We start from the raw sequence: 15,055 nt of genomic DNA, 5'->3' as shown, positions 1-15,055 counted from the left end.
CCTCTGGCAAAAAGGGAGCCCATTCTAGCCAGTGGCTCACCGTCCTGCCATCTCCTAACTGGTGAGAAACGCTTGCCCCCACATTTGCGCCTGAAAATAGACGGGGGTGAGTCTGCTCGGGTCGAGCTGATATTTGGGGGCAAGCTGCTCCAGCAGCGCCCAGTTGCCCTGTTCGTAGGTGCTGACCAGCTGGAACAGATGAAACAGCGGCCCTTCATGCAGCTCGATGGCCCGTTTCACACTCTTGGGCAGGTGGGCCATCAGGGGGGCAGAGAGCATGGAGCCGTCGAGGACCAGCCCGACCAGAAAGGCCCAGCTTGCCTCCGCCTTGCCCAGCGCGGTGAGGGCAATCAGCTCGCAGAAGCGCGCGCGGGCGATGGCCATGCGGGTGCAGGCCTCCGGCATATGCTGGCTCACCCGGGCCAGCCCGTTGATCAGCACAAACTTGCGGATCTCCTGCTCCCCCAGATAGGAGAGGGCGCGGGGCACCGAGGTGATGGGGCTGGCATGATCAAAGCCCGGTGCGTTGACATAGGTGAGCAGCTGGCCGGGCAGCGAGGCATCCTGCTCCAGCAGGCGGGCCACCTGGGCGAAGGAGAACTCCTCGTGGCAGATAAGCTGGAGGATCTGCTGTACCAGCGCCATGTCGGGCTGGTTGGTCCGCTGATTGACCAGTTCCGGGCGGGCGAGAAAACCGCCAGCAAAGAAGTCGACCCCGGCCTCTCGCAGCGGGAGAAAATCCTCCCAGGTTGCGATATCGAGTGCCATCCGCTTGTGCTCGGTGGGCTGGCAGATCCCCTCTTCGCCCATCCAGAACACCAGCAGGCGGCTGGCGCCGAACCAGCGTGGATCGCGGTTGGCGCCGTGTACCGCCAGTCTGCGCCGACTGTCACGCCACTGCTCCAGCACCGGAAACGAGCCGGGCAGCCGTTCGCTCGACGCCTCAACCAGCGGGATCACATCTTGATCAAACAGCAGCGGGCGCTGCTCATCGAGCTGTTCGTGGGTGAACGGCACCAGATACTGACGCCCCTGCGCCAGCAGGCGGCAATGTTGCGCCAGTGAGGGCCATTCGGCCGGTGAGCTGAGTTGATAGTCGATGCCGTTGGCCACCAGAGCCAGGCGACGATTGAAGATGGGATAACGACGCAACAGCATGGAGATCACCGATAGGCCAGAGTGCGGGCCCTCCCTTGTGACTTGGCGTGGTAGAGCGCCTGGTCAGCCTGTTCGGTCAGGGTCTGCCATGCCTCGTCCGGAGAGGGAACCAGATAGCTAAATCCTATGCTAACCGTAATGAAATCAGCAACCCGCGAGGCGGGATGGGGCAGTTTTAAGCGGGCCAGTCCATCGTGGATCCGTCCGGCTAGCTGTTCGGCCTCACCGGGTTGGGGCGCGCAGAGCAGAACGACGAACTCCTCCCCGCCGTAACGGGCCACCAGATTGGTGCTGCGCCGCTCCGCATCCCGCAGCACATGGGCCACCTGTTGCAGACAAACATCCCCCTTGGCGTGGCCGAAGTGGTCGTTGTAGGCCTTGAACTCGTCGACGTCGATCATCAGCACCGCCAGCAGGTTCTGGGTGCGCCGTGCCCACTCCCACTCCCGCTGCATGGTGATGTCCCACTGGCGCCGGTTGGCGATGCCGGTGAGGGGATCCTCCAGCGACAGCAGGGAGAGGCGCCGGTTGGCCTCTTCCAGCGCCCGGTTGGTCTCGGCCAGTTGCATGGTGCGCTCGGTGACTCGCGCTTCGAGCTGGCGATTGAGGGTTTCCAGCTGCTCCTGGGTGCGCTGGCGGATCAGCAGCTGTGACAGGATGGCTGCGTACTGTTTGAAAATTTCGCTCTGATAGGCCTTGAGCGGTCGGTGCCAGAGTAGGTTGTCGGCGGCGATCCAGCCGATGGGGGTGGAGCCATCCCACAGCGACACCATGGCGTTCCAGCCACGGCCTACCTGCTGCTTCTCGTAGTAGAGCGGGGTATCTTCCAGCACCAGCACGTAGTCTTTGCGCCTGAGCGCCTCCTGTACCGTGGGGTGATCCGGGATGGGGCTGATGAACCCATGTTCGTCGACCAGCTCGCCCTCTTCGCTGGTGCCCCAGGTGCCGCGCATGGTCTTGCCATCGGGCTCGATCAGGAAGATGGCGACCCGGTCGAACTGCAGATCCTTGCGGGCCAGTAGCACGGCGTCCCGCAGCAACTCGTTTTCGCTGCGGCTGCGGGAGAGGGTGACGCTGACCATGTGCAGCGCCTGCAGCATATTGAGGAAGGAGCCCTGCAGCGCCTGACTCTGCACCAGATCGGTCTGGGTATGGAGCCGTTGATCCCGCTCCTGATCCACCTGGCAGGAGAGCAGGTGATTGCTCAGTTCGGCAGTCAGATAGTGAATAAGCAGCTGGATGCCCTGACGCTGGCGAGAGGAGAGGCGGTCGATGCGGCGGTGGGTCTCCAGATAGATGACCCCTTCCAGTTTCATGTGCCGTTTGAGGGGGAAGCAGGCGCGCAGCCGTTGCTGGGCTGGCTCGACATTTTCAGCGGAGTCTGGCGGCTGGTAGATCTGCTCGATCACCAGTTGCCCCTTGCCCATCGCCTTGTCGATCAGATGGTGGGGCAGGATCAGCTGTTCGAGATGAGCGGGAGCCAGTCTGGTCAGCCCCTGATCGAGCTGAAAGCTGTAGAGTTGCGGTTCGGGGGCTTTCAGCCAGAGGTAAAGGCGTTCGGCATCGGTTTTTTCACGGATGGTGGCGAGGCTCACTTCGCATAACTGAGCGAAGTTTGTGAAGTGTTCCGGGTCCCATTCCTGCATACCAATATCCCTTGGGGTGTACCCAAGCGAGTATATAGATATTTCTCTTTGATTAATATGTCAGAAAGGAGAGGTGGCGCACATAACGGTTGCATTCAGTGCGGCTCATAGACACATTCACTGAGTTCTCCGCCCATCGCGGTGAAAACCGTGCCCCGTGGCGGTGGTTTTGGCCGCGAGCTGGGCAGGATGCGGAGCAAAAAGAGAGCCCGCACGATGGCGGGCTCACGGGCAGATCAGATGACTCTGCGCGGCTTATTCTGCCTTGGGGGCAGCGTCCGCAGGCGTTTCACTGCTATCGGCTGGCGCACTCTCGGCCACCGGCGCTTCCGGTGCCGGGCCCGGTACCAGGGCGACCGCCGGCTTGGCGATGAGGGAGCGGGTCTCTTCCACCGCTTCGTTCAGCTTGACCTCGATGATCTGGCCCAGCTCATAGACCACTTCGGTCTTGTCCAGATAGACGCGACCGTTGTCCCAGTTGCACTCCAGCCGATCCTTGTTGTCGAGGATATGACGGGCAGGCATGAAGACCACGGCGCCGTTCTCCTGCAGACGCAGCTTGAGGCCGGCACGCATCACGTCGATGATCTCGGCGTTGAACACCTTGTCGGTGCCAGCAGCGGCTTTCAGATAACGGACATAGAGCCAGTCACCGATGTCGCGCTCTACCATGCGGTGCAGGCGGCGGCAGGCGGTCAGGTGCTCGGTGAGCTCGGTGCTGGGGCGCTCACCCGGGGTCTTGCCAGCGATGACCGCTTTGAGCAGACGATGGTTGACCATATCGCCGTATTTACGGATCGGGGAGGTCCAGGTGGCGTAGGCATCCAGACCCAGGCCGTAGTGGGCACCCGGTTCGGAGGACATCAGCGCATAGCTCTGGAAGCGGCGGATCTTGCCATCCAGCCAGCGGGTGTCGAGGTTGTCGATCCAGCGGCGCAGGGCGCAGAAGCCGGTCAGGCTCGCGATCTCGTCGCGCTCGAACGGGGCCTCGGCGCTTTTCAGCAGATCAATGGCGCCGTCGAGGGACTCTTCGTCAAAGCCGGTGTGAACGTTGAAGATGCCGTAACCGACGCTCTTGCCCAGTACTCGACCGGCGCAGATGTTAGCGGCGATCATCGACTCTTCCACCATGCGGTTGGCGATGCGGCGCGGCTCGACGTGGATGGCCAGCACTTCGCCATTCTCGCCCAGCTCGAAGTCGTAATCCGGGCGATCCGGGAACACCAGCGCGTGCTCGGTGCGCCATGCGATGCGCGCTTCGGTCATCGCCTTCATCAGCGGCAACTGGGCCAGCACACCTGCATCGATGGTCAGCGCTTTGCCGTGTTCGGCCCAGTCGGAGACATCGTCATAGCTGAGGCGGGCGTGGGAACAGATGCGGGCGGCGAAGAACTCGGTCTCCTCCATCAGCAGGCCATCTTCGGCGATGTGCAGACGGGCACACAGGGTGTTGCGCTCCTCGCCCTCTTTCAGGGAGCAGAGCTCGTCGGAGAGGGTGCGCGGGATCATCGGTACGTTGCGGCCCGGCATGTAGACGGTAAAGGCACGCTGGGCGGCCTCTTTGTCCAGCTCGCTCCCTTCGGCCACATAGGCGGTCGGGTCGGCGATGGCGACCAGCAGCTCCCAGCCGTTATCCAGCTTGCGGATAGCCAGGGCGTCATCCATGTCCTTGGTTTTGGCACCGTCGATGGTGAAGAAAGGGACATCGGTCAGATCGGTGCGGGGCAGCTCTTCCTCTTCGATGACCTTCCACTCCGGCAAATCAGCCGGTTCGATCTGGGCCAGATTGTGGCGCGCCAGCACCACCCACCAGGGCACATTGTGATCTTCCTGGGCGGCGATCTTCTGGATGATCTCGGCAGAGAAGTTGCCGTCAACCAGCGCATGGCGCTTGAGGGTGGCCACTACCCAGTCCCCTTCCTTGAACTCTTTCTCATCCAGACCCTTCTTGACGCGGGCCTTGATGGCATCCTTGATCAGCGGGTGATCGGCGACCACGTTGAGGCGGTCACGGAACATCTTGACCCGGGCCACGAAGCGGGTAACGGACTGCTCCAGCAGGGTATCCGGCTCGGCCACTTCCTTCTCTTTTTCGGTGCGGATCAGGGCGGTCACCCGGTCACCGTGCATCACCTTCTTCATGTAGGGAGGCGGCACGAAATAGCTGGTCTTCTCATCGACTTCCAGAAAGCCGAAGCCCCGGTCCGAGGCGCGGATCACACCCTCTTTTTTCGGGATGTTTTCGCGGATTTGTTGCTTGAGCTGGGCCAGCAGCGGATTGTCTTGGAACATAAGTGAGGAACCTGAAGTGGAAAACCTGGGTGGAGACCTGATGAAGGATCGCCCAGCACTATACGTTTTTACCCCTCCAAAGCCAAGGTGAATGGCCTGCTCAGCGTGGTTTCAGCTGCGATCTGGCGTGGTCAATGAGTCGCAGGGAGAGCTGTTTGTGCACCCCTTTTTCCAGTACCCAGCGGTGCCAGTAGAGTCGTTCCATCAAGATGTGGTCGGGGCTGAGGTTGACCAGTGTTCCGGCTTGCAGCTGGCTTCTTATCTGCAATTCGGGGATCAGACAGTAGGCCAACCCCTGCTCGGCCATGGCGACGAAGGCTTCTGACGAGTGGACGGTATGACAGGGATAACCGCCGGGCTCCAGCCCGAAGTGACGGCGCATGAAGCTGATATGCATATCATCGCGCTGATCGAACGCCACCGCCGGTGTCCTGGCCAGTGCCTCCCGGGTCAGACCGTGGGGAAAGTGGCGCGTCACGAAGGCGGGGCTGGCAGTGAGCAGGTAGTTCATCTCCCCCAGCTCGTCGACGCAGCAACCCGCCAGCGGCCGGGGCTGCAGGCTGACCGCGCCAAACGCCTGCCCCTCGCGCACCTTGTCGAGGGTGCGGCTCTCGTCATCGACCAGCAGGTTGAGTTCGATGGGGTGCAGTTCCAGCAGCGGGGCGATGGCGGGCAGGAACCAGGTGGCCAGGCTGTCGGCGTTGACGGCGATACTGATCCGGATCGGTCCCTGCGGCTCGTCGGGGGTCAGATCGCCCGCCAGTTCGAGCTCGAGCTGGTGTACCTGACGGTAGTGGGCCAGCAGTTTCTGGCCGAGCGGGGTGGCTTGCAGCGGCTGGCTGCGAATGAGCAGCGGCTCGGCAAATTGCTGCTCCAGCTGCTTGATCCGCTGGGAGATAGCCGACTGGGTGATATGGAGCGACTTGGCCGCCCGATCGAAGTTCTGCTCCTGCAGCACCGCATCCAGTGCCCGCAGCAGTTTGTAATCCAGCTCTTTCATTGCGTCCCTCCCGTTGCATCAGGGCTGACTCTACGTCAGCCGGGCCGGGACAACAATGGTGGCTGAAACGGGGGCGGCGCTGTGATTTTTGACAGTAGTGGTCAGGCCACTGAGGGAGGATACTCTCTGGTGCCGCATGGGGTAGCCCTGCGGGATCATAGCGATCTGTTTATCCCGGGTCTGTTTTCCCGGGATTTTTTATGAGTGGACTGCCAGCGCCAGTGACGGCTGCTGCAGTGGATAATGGCTGGTTTGATAATGGCCCAGCAGAGGTTGGGAGACAGCCTGCGCGAAGCGTTCATCCAGGTGGAAGCGGATGCCAACGCCCCGCACCGCGCCCAGATCGACCGCCTGACGGTGGCCGAGTCGTTCGATGGGCAGGCCGAGGCGGCGGAAGATGCGCTCCACCGGCAGGCTGACGACGGCGACCAGTTCGCGGATCCCGTGGGTCTGGGCGAAGGCATGAACCTCGCGGAAGATGACGCAAGTGAGTTCGCTAACGCCATTGCTCATGCGCGGAGCGCGCTGGGCATCGATAGCCAGACGGGTCAGTTCCCAGACATCGGGGCTACGTGGTGCGCGTTCACCGGCAAGGGCGGTGGGGAAGATGGTGGGCAGCATATAGGCATCGGCACAGTTGAGCAGCCGGATGCAGCCACACACGCCTTGCTCGTCTTCGATCAGCACCCAGTGGGTGTCTGGCGTGTCAAAGCTGTCACGCTCCAGGCCACGATGCGACTCCACATCCCAGCCGAGCCGGTCGGAAAAGACGCGATTTCGAAAGCGATAGAGTTCATTTTCCACCTCATTTCGTGGGTGTTCTCTCAATTTTCCTTTGAAAACCAACATTTTGGACCCTCTATCTTGCTATTCGCCGTTATAATCACATGTCTGGCCAAGGGGGCTTTCATATGAACAGAGACCAACTGCTTGAGTACCTCGAACATTTCACTTCGGTGACGGATGGCAATTGTCTGGCCGAACTGATTGGTCGCTTTACGCTCGGGATGGGCTACGACTACTACCGCTTTGCCCTGATCCTGCCAATGTCGATGCAAAGGCCCAAGGTGGTGCTGTTCAACCGCTGCCCCGACTCCTGGGTGCAGGCCTATACCGAGAACAACATGCTGGCGTGCGATCCGGTGATCCAGCTGGCGCGCAAGCAGACGCTGCCTATCTACTGGAATCGCCTCGATGAGCGGGCCAGCTTTCTGCAAGAAGGGAGCATGGATGTGATGGGGTTGGCAGCCGAGTTCGGCTTGCGCAACGGCATCTCCTTCCCCCTGCACGGCGCAGCCGGGGAGAACGGCATTCTCTCCTTCATCACGGCCGAGCGGGCATCGAGCGATCTGCTGCTGGAGTCCTCGCCGATCCTCTCCTGGATGTCCAATTACATCTTCGATGCGGCCATTCGGGTGGTGCGGTTCAGCATGATGGACAGTGTGGGCAAAGAGCCCCTGACCGAGCGTGAGACCGAGTGCCTGTTCTGGGCCAGTGAAGGGAAGACCTCCAGCGAGATCGCCTGCATCCTCGGGATCACCGAGCGCACGGTCAATTACCACCTCAATCAGGTCACCCGCAAAACCGGCTCCATGAACCGCTATCAGGCCATTGCCAAGGGCGTTGGCACCGGGCTGTTGCTGCCCAATCTGGAGCAGGTTGTGGTCACCAACTTCCCCAGCGTGCTGCAATAGGCCGGAGTCCGACAGACACAACCGATTCTCCTGCCGCACTCCGAGGGTCACAATTGTCAGATCCGGTAATTGACAAGGGATTGAATAGCGGATGGCTGTGGTGGCCATCATTAGCAAAATGAATCAATCAGTAAATCAACGCATTTCTCTGGATGCATCCCCCTCGCTATAGTGCCGTTCATTCATCACTTCGGACGGTACTCTCATGCTGCTCGCTACGACGTTGCAAGGCTTCACCATCGGCCTTGCCATGATCATCCCCATCGGTGCCCAGAATGCCTTTGTGCTGAGCCGGGGCATCCATCGCAATCACCATCTGCTGAGTGCCACGCTCTGCAGTGGCTGCGATCTCGTCCTGATTGCCATCGGCGTATTTGGCGGGGCCAATCTGCTTGCTGCCAGCCCCCTCGGCATGGCGCTGCTCACCTGGGGCGGGGTGCTGTTTCTCGGCTGGTTTGGCGGCCGCTCCCTGCTCAGTGCCTGGCGCGGTAAGGGGGAGGGGCTTGCCGATTCTGCCCAGCTGATGGGGGCCAAAAGCGTGCTGGCGATGACGCTGGGGGTCACGCTGCTCAACCCTCACGTCTATCTCGATACCCTGATGCTGCTCGGCTCGCTGGGTAGTCAGGTAAATGAGTCCCTGCGTCCAGCGTTTGCGGCGGGGGCCATGCTGGCCTCGCTGGTGTGGTTCTACTCGCTGGCGCTGGGGGCGGCGGCACTGGCACCCTGGTTGGCACGTAGCCGGGTGCAGCGGGGGATCGACCTGCTGGTCGGCATCATCATGCTGACGCTGGCACTGCAACTTGCCCTGGGGGGTTAGCAGGGGGCCGGGCATTGTGCTGCCCGGTTTCATAAAAATTAATCAAGACGCCAGTTTGTGGCATATTCTCCGGTGAAATTTTCCATCCTTGTGACTTGCTAGATAAAAATAAGGAAAATCCAGTGAATAGAACCATGAAGCTGGGCGTCATTGCCTCCATCATGCTGCTGTCTGCCTGTGGTGCAGAAAAGCAGGAGCAGCCCGGTGCCGTCTCGCTGCGGCTGATCCAGACCTCCGATATCCACTCCAATGTGCTGGGCTATGACTACTATCAGAACAAGGAGGATCGCAAATTCGGTCTCTCCCGCACCGCCCTGCTGATCCGCGCCGCCCGCGCCGAGAACCCTAACAACCTGCTGCTGGACAACGGTGACCTGATCCAGGGCTCGCCGCTGGCGGACTACATTTTCGAGCAATCGGGTGCCGGCTACCTCGACAAGCAGGCCCATCCCGCCATCAAGGCTCTGAATGAGCTGGGTTATGACGTGGGCAACCTCGGCAACCACGAGTTCAACTACGGCCTCGACTATCTGGGCAAGATCCTTAAAGGGGCCAACTTCCCCTACGTCAACGCCAACGTGTTTGAGGGGGATGCCTTCAAGCGTGATAGCAATGGCAAGATCGACTGGAGCGGCAACAAGTTCACCCCCTATCTGCTGCTGGAGCGTCAGGTGAAGGATGACAAGGGCCAGCCGCAGACCGTCAAGGTCGGTATTCTGGGGCTGACGCCGCCGCAGGTGCTGCAGTGGGACAAGCGTCATCTGGAAGGCAAGGTGGTGGTGGCCGACATGGTCGAAACCGCCAACCACTATGTGCCCGAACTGCGCGCCAAGGGGGCCGACGTGGTGGTGGTGGTCGCTCACTCCGGCATCAATGCCGGCAGCTACGAAGCCATGATGGAGAACGCGGCCTGGCATCTGGCCAAGGTCGAGGGGATCGATGCCCTGATGCTGGGCCATGCCCACAAGAACTTCCCCGGCGACTTCCCGGATCTGCCGTTGGTGGATAATCAGGCGGGCACCCTGAACGGGATTCCCACCGTGATGCCGGGCTTCTGGGGTAACCATCTGGGGATCATCGATCTCAAGCTGGAGCAGGTGGCTGGCAAGTGGCAGGTGAAGCAGAGCCAATCAGCCTTGCGCCAGATCGATTCCAGCGAAGGGAGCAAGGTAGACGAGCAGGTAGTGGCTCTGGTCAAGGCGGATCACGACGCGACCAACCAGTGGCTGGATCGCCCGCTCGGCAAGATCACCTCCTCTATCCACAGCTTCTTTGCGCTGGTGCAGGATGACCCCTCGGTGCAGCTGGTGAGCGATGCCCAGCGCCAGCATGCCGAGCAGTTGCAAAAGGATGGCCTGCTCAAGGAGTCCTATCCGATCCTCTCCGCCGCCGCCCCGTTCCGTGGTGGTCGCAACGGCATTACCGATTTCACCTATGTGACGGCGGGGGATATCTCCCTGCGCAACGTCTCCGACCTCTACATCTACCCGAACACCCTGCAGGTGGTCGAGGTGAACGGCGCCACCGTCAAGGAGTGGCTGGAGATGAGTGCCGGTCAGTTCAACTGGGTTGACTCGGCCAAGGGCGAGGTGCAGTGGCTGGTGAACGAGAAGTTCCCCACCTACAACTTCGATGTGATCGACGGAGTGAACTACGAGGTGGATATCACCCAGCCCGCCCGTTACAACAAGGAGGGGGAGAAGGTGAGCGAGGGTCAGCGGATCAGCAACCTGACCTTCAACGGCCAGCCCATCGATCCGGCCCAGAAGTTCTATGTGGTGACCAACAACTACCGCGCCAGCGGGGGCGGCCACTTCCCGGGTGTGGATGGCAGCAATATCGTGCATGAAGATCCCTTCGAGACGCGCGAAATCGTCGCCCAATATCTGAAATCCCGTTCCGCCAGCAATCCGCAAGGATTCAGCCCGGCTGCCGACAACAACTGGCACATGAAGGCGCTGCCTGCCGGGGTGGATGTCCGTCTCTACTCATCACCCCGTGAAGAGGCCAAGGCGCTGGCAGGCAAGGATCTGGCCTATCAGTCCACCTTGCCGATGGATGACGAGAAGCACCCGGGCTACGCCATCTACCGTCTGGTTCGCCAGTAACTAGCCGATGGCCGGATGGTGTGTCCGGCCCGCAGAAACGCAAATGCCAGTCCGTTCACGTGGACTGGCATTTTTTTGCGCCGGGTTCGGCGGGCGCTGGCTACACCCGGAACTGGGAGAGCAGGCGCTGTTGCAGCAGGCTGGCTTGATGGAGCGAGGAGGCGAGCTGCAGGCACTCCTGCGCCTCCTGTTCGCCGGTTCTGGCTTGCAGGCTGATACCGGAGACCTTGTCGGAGGAGTGGCTCAGGGTGTGTGACAGCTGCCCGGTGGCATCGGCCACCTGTTGCACCATGTCGGCCAGCTGGTCGATGGCCCCTTCTACCTTGAACAGGATCTGCTTGGTGTTCTCGGAGTCCTGCATGCCGGACTCCACCGTCTTGAGGTTGCGTTGCATCATCAGGTAGGCGGTCTCGGTCTGCTGCTGGATGCTGCTGATCACCTGGCTGATCTCGGCGCTGGAGGTGGCGGTGCGATTGGCCAGGGTGCGCACCTCGTCAGCCACCACCGCAAAGCCGCGCCCCATTTCGCCCGCCCGGGCCGCTTCGATGGCCGCATTGAGGGCCAGCAGGTTGGTCTGCTCCGAGATGCCGCTGATGGTGGAGATGATCTGGCCAATCTGGCTCGCCTGCTCCTTGAGGGAGTTGATGGCGACGGCGCACTCGCCCACCTCCTGCACCACCCGCTGCATGCCCGCGCTGGCCGAGGCGACGTACTGGCTGCTCTCGGTGGTCAGCTGGCGCACCTCGTTGGCATTCTGCGCCGCCATGCTGCAGTTGTCGGAGATGGTGGTCGCTACCTGCACCATCTGTTCGCTGTCGTGGTGCAGTGCCTGGGCGTGTTCGGCGGTCTGGCGGCTGCTCTGGCTGATCGCTTCCACCCGGTTGACCGAGGTGTGGACGTGTTCGCTGATGTGCTGATTGTTGTCCATGGTGGAGCTGATCATCTTCTGCAATTTTTCGATGAAGCGATCCACGCTGTTGGCCAGCGAACCGATCTCGTCATCCCGTTGCAGGTTGATGCGTGCGTTGAGATCCCCCTCGCCGGCGGCGATATCCTGCATCCGTTTGTCCACTTGCAGCAGCGGCGTCACCAGCTTGCGGGTCAGCCAGAAGCCGCAGAGGGTGACCATGATCAGGCTCAGCAACAGGCCACCGAGCAGCAGGGCGCGGGTCTGGCTGATGATGCCGTTGAGTTGGGTGACCTGATCCTCGACGGTGGCATCACCGCTCGCTTCGATGGCAACCAGTTGTTGTTTCAGCTGGTCGGCACTGGCCTCATAGAGAGTCTGCTGGGCCTGATAGCTGCCGAGCGCCTCGATCCACTGCCCCATCAATTGCTGATGTCGGGTCAGCAGGGCGCGATACTCTGCCGACAGTGTCTTGCCAGCAAATTCGCCGGTTCCCTCGATATCAAACAGCCCGGTACCGAGCATGCTGTCGATCGCTTCGTGGTAGAAATCGGTCGCCTCTTTCAGCTCGGCCTTGATCGCCGCCGTGACCCCCTGTCTGCGCATCTTCTCCAGCGCATAGAGCTGGCGCAAAAAGCCGATGTTGGACTCCATACCCCCGTCGGCCGCTTCCCAGCGAGTAGAGAGGCCGCTGTTCCAGCTGATGGTCTGGTCGGGGGATTGGGTCAGCGCCTCTACCGCGCCATCGCCGATCACCTCCAGCTGGGTCGAGAGACGGGCCATCAGGTCGGCGTTCTGATGCAGCGCCTGATCCGCCTCGGTATAGGCCTGATAAAGCGCCAGCAGCTTCTCTTGCTGCTGTTGATAGCCCTGTTTCTGCTGATCCATGGAGGCAAGGGCCGCGCTATCGATCAGCTGGCCCTGGCTGACCCGGGCCAGCGCATCATCGGTTGCAGCCTTGGCAGCATCGAGTTCGGCCCGATTGAGCGGCGCGCCGTTTTGCATCTTCTGGATATAGAGCTGCTGATTGCCCAGCTCTATCGACCCCTCCATGGCGCCATCGGCGGTCTGCCAGGCGGCTCCCAGCACATAGGAGAGCAGGTCGGCAAGCCGCTGGCTGCCATACCAGCCCACGATCCCCATGCCCAGCGTGCAGCCGAGCAAGATGGCAAGACCCAGATTGGCGGTGGTAACAATTTTCATGTGATGGCCTTCCTTGGTATCGACATTGGCACCATGTTCGGTTCCGAACGGGTTTAGTGTAGTGGTTTATCCCCCGGTCAGGGTCCGCTGCGGTGTTGAAACATCCCGTGCACTGACTGCACCCGATCAAGCATGGTGGCTAATTGAATAAAAAGCCTCTCTGACAACGCTCCTGTCACGGCCCTATGCTGGATACTTATCCAGTTATTCTTTATGCTATGAGCCAATTTACGAATAGTTGTATTGGTGAGGAGAGAGCCGTGATTGGTCGCTTGAGAGGCATTGTCATTGAAAAGCAGCCCCCCGAGGTCTTGCTGGAAGTGGGCGGGGTCGGCTACGAGGTGCAGATGCCGATGAGCTGCTTCTATGATTTGCCGGAGATCGGCAAGGAGGCGGCCATCCATACTCACTTCGTGGTGCGCGAAGATGCCCAGCTGCTCTATGGTTTCAACCACAAGCAGGAGCGGGCGCTGTTCCGCGAGCTGATCAAGACCAACGGAGTCGGCCCCAAGCTGGCGCTGGCCATTCTCTCCGGCATGACCGCTACCCAGTTCGTGCTGAGTGTCGAACGCGAAGAGATCAGCTCCCTGGTCAAGCTACCGGGTGTCGGCAAGAAGACCGCCGAGCGGCTGGTGGTGGAGATGAAAGACCGGCTCAAGGGCTGGGTCAGCCACGATCTCTTCTCTCCGGCCATGGTCACCTTGCCAGCCAGTGAGCCCGAATTACGTGCGCCGGATGTGACCGAAGAGGCGGCCAGTGCGCTGGTTGCCCTTGGTTACAAGCCGCAGCAGGCGAGCCAGATTGTCAGCAAGATCGCCAAAGAGGGAATGTCGGTGGAAGAGATCATCCGTGAATCCCTGCGTAGCCTGGTGTGAGGTAGTTGATGATTGAAGCAGACCGTCTTATCTCATCAAGCGCCGCGCGCGAGGATGAGATTATCGATCGGGCTATCCGCCCCAAGAAGCTGGCTGACTACACCGGTCAGGATACCGTCTGCGAGCAGATGGAGATCTTTATCGAAGCGGCGCGCCAGCGGGGCGAGGCGCTCGATCACCTGCTGATCTTTGGCCCGCCGGGTCTGGGCAAGACCACCCTCGCCAACATCGTCGCCAACGAGATGGGGGTCAATATCAAGACCACCTCCGGCCCGGTGCTGGAGAAAGCGGGGGATCTGGCGGCGCTGCTCACCAATCTCGAACCGAATGATGTGCTGTTCATCGACGAGATCCACCGCCTCAGTCCGGTGGTGGAGGAGGTGCTCTATCCGGCGATGGAGGATTACCAGCTCGACATCATGATCGGGGAGGGGCCTGCGGCCCGCTCCATCAAGCTGGATCTGCCTCCTTTCACCCTGATTGGCGCCACCACTCGGGCCGGTTCACTCACCAGCCCGCTGCGGGATCGCTTCGGCATCGTCCAGCGGCTGGAGTTCTACAACGTCAAGGACCTGACCGATATCGTCTCCCGCAGTGCCCGCTGTCTGGGGCTCGAGATGACGGAAGATGGTGCCATTGAGGTCGCACGTCGCTCTCGCGGCACGCCGCGGATTGCTAATCGTTTGTTAAGGCGGGTGCGCGATTTTGCCCAGGTGAAATCCGATGGCCGCATCGATGGCCCCATTGCGGCTCGCGCCATGGACATGCTGGATGTCGATAACGAAGGTTTTGACTTCATGGACCGCAAGTTATTGTTGGCTGTGATAGACAAGTTTATGGGGGGCCCGGTGGGTCTCGATAATCTGGCCGCCGCGATCGGGGAAGAGAAAGATACTATCGAAGATGTGCTGGAGCCTTATCTGATCCAGCAGGGGTATCTGCAACGTACACCCAGAGGACGGATTGCGACCACACGAGCCTACGCTCATTTCGGTCTTCAGCGACCAGATGAGAAGTAAAAACAGTCGTTTGAATATGAAACCGCCGTCAAAGGCGGTTTTTTATTATCCGGGCAAAAAAAAGCCCACGGCGGATGCGGTGGGCAAAGACAATTCAGGATGGATGTTCACAGACAGTGAGTGCGTCTGGACACAGACCGGAAAATAAACAGTTGAGCCGTCGCGAGCTCTCAGAGTCGGTTCATTTGATAGAGCTGAACAAAGGAAAGCTTGTAGTAACGGATGGTTTTAGCAACAAACTTTTTCATCTTCGATTCCAATAGACAGGTTCAAATTGATCGTCGAATACGTACCGTGAACCCGGATTAACCGGCCTGTATCCAAGGGTATGCCCTC

Annotated in this window: 11 protein-coding genes; 5 read left to right on the top strand and 6 right to left on the bottom strand. The window is 60.6% G+C overall.

Annotated elements, in window-relative coordinates; genetic code table 11:
• Positions 1-54 precede the first annotated feature (54 nt).
• The 5 genes from I6G90_RS12810 to I6G90_RS12790 all read right to left on the bottom strand — a co-directional run bounded on the left by I6G90_RS12810 (position 55) and on the right by I6G90_RS12790 (position 6,945).
• Positions 55-1,158 (bottom strand): EAL and HDOD domain-containing protein, encoded by a 1,104-nt coding sequence (locus I6G90_RS12810; RefSeq protein ID WP_197927783.1) that lies wholly within the window; start codon positions 1,156-1,158, stop codon positions 55-57.
• Positions 1,159-1,163: 5 nt separating this feature from the next.
• Entirely contained in the window at positions 1,164-2,804 is a 1,641-nt protein-coding gene (locus I6G90_RS12805; protein ID WP_197927781.1) for a sensor domain-containing diguanylate cyclase, read from the bottom strand.
• 255 nt (positions 2,805-3,059) lie between these two features.
• Positions 3,060-5,096: an exoribonuclease II gene (locus tag I6G90_RS12800; RefSeq protein ID WP_197927779.1), complete on the bottom strand. Its 2,037-nt coding sequence runs from the start codon at positions 5,094-5,096 to the stop codon at positions 3,060-3,062.
• A gap of 100 nt (positions 5,097-5,196) precedes the next feature.
• Positions 5,197-6,096 (bottom strand): LysR family transcriptional regulator ArgP, encoded by a 900-nt coding sequence (locus I6G90_RS12795; protein ID WP_197927778.1) that lies wholly within the window; start codon positions 6,094-6,096, stop codon positions 5,197-5,199.
• 198 nt (positions 6,097-6,294) lie between these two features.
• On the bottom strand, positions 6,295-6,945 hold the full coding sequence (locus tag I6G90_RS12790) for an acyl-homoserine-lactone synthase (protein WP_197927777.1): 651 nt from the start codon (positions 6,943-6,945) through the stop codon (positions 6,295-6,297).
• Between the two features lie 62 nt (positions 6,946-7,007).
• On the opposite strand from I6G90_RS12790, the gene I6G90_RS12785 reads away from it, so the two are divergent.
• The 3 genes from I6G90_RS12785 (at position 7,008) to I6G90_RS12775 (ending at position 10,715) form a co-directional block, all read left to right on the top strand.
• A complete protein-coding gene (locus I6G90_RS12785; RefSeq protein WP_042656381.1) occupies positions 7,008-7,790 on the top strand; it encodes a LuxR family transcriptional regulator in 783 nt (260 codons plus the stop codon).
• Between the two features lie 208 nt (positions 7,791-7,998).
• Complete coding sequence (gene lysE / locus I6G90_RS12780; RefSeq protein WP_197931197.1) at positions 7,999-8,607, top strand: L-lysine exporter; 609 nt, start codon at positions 7,999-8,001, stop codon at positions 8,605-8,607.
• A 134-nt stretch (positions 8,608-8,741) separates the two neighbouring features.
• The gene (locus I6G90_RS12775; protein WP_197931196.1) at positions 8,742-10,715 is read left to right on the top strand and encodes a bifunctional 2',3'-cyclic-nucleotide 2'-phosphodiesterase/3'-nucleotidase; all 1,974 of its coding nucleotides are present in this window, start codon (positions 8,742-8,744) and stop codon (positions 10,713-10,715) included.
• A gap of 100 nt (positions 10,716-10,815) precedes the next feature.
• Here the strand turns inward: I6G90_RS12775 and I6G90_RS12770 are convergent, their stop codons facing one another.
• Entirely contained in the window at positions 10,816-12,825 is a 2,010-nt protein-coding gene (locus tag I6G90_RS12770) for a methyl-accepting chemotaxis protein (RefSeq protein WP_111806228.1), read from the bottom strand.
• Between the two features lie 260 nt (positions 12,826-13,085).
• Between I6G90_RS12770 and ruvA the strand changes: the two genes are divergently transcribed.
• Positions 13,086-13,700: a Holliday junction branch migration protein RuvA gene (gene ruvA, locus I6G90_RS12765; protein ID WP_042063595.1), complete on the top strand. Its 615-nt coding sequence runs from the start codon at positions 13,086-13,088 to the stop codon at positions 13,698-13,700.
• An 8-nt stretch (positions 13,701-13,708) separates the two neighbouring features.
• Entirely contained in the window at positions 13,709-14,719 is a 1,011-nt protein-coding gene (gene ruvB / locus I6G90_RS12760) for a Holliday junction branch migration DNA helicase RuvB (RefSeq protein WP_042063596.1), read from the top strand.
• The last annotated feature ends 336 nt before the right edge of the window (positions 14,720-15,055 follow it).

Origin of the sequence: Aeromonas allosaccharophila, from assembly GCF_016026615.1 — a bacterium.
Classification (GTDB): domain Bacteria; phylum Pseudomonadota; class Gammaproteobacteria; order Enterobacterales; family Aeromonadaceae; genus Aeromonas; species Aeromonas allosaccharophila.
Note: the sequence above shows the minus strand (reverse complement) of the source record. Positions and strands in the feature narration are given on the sequence as shown.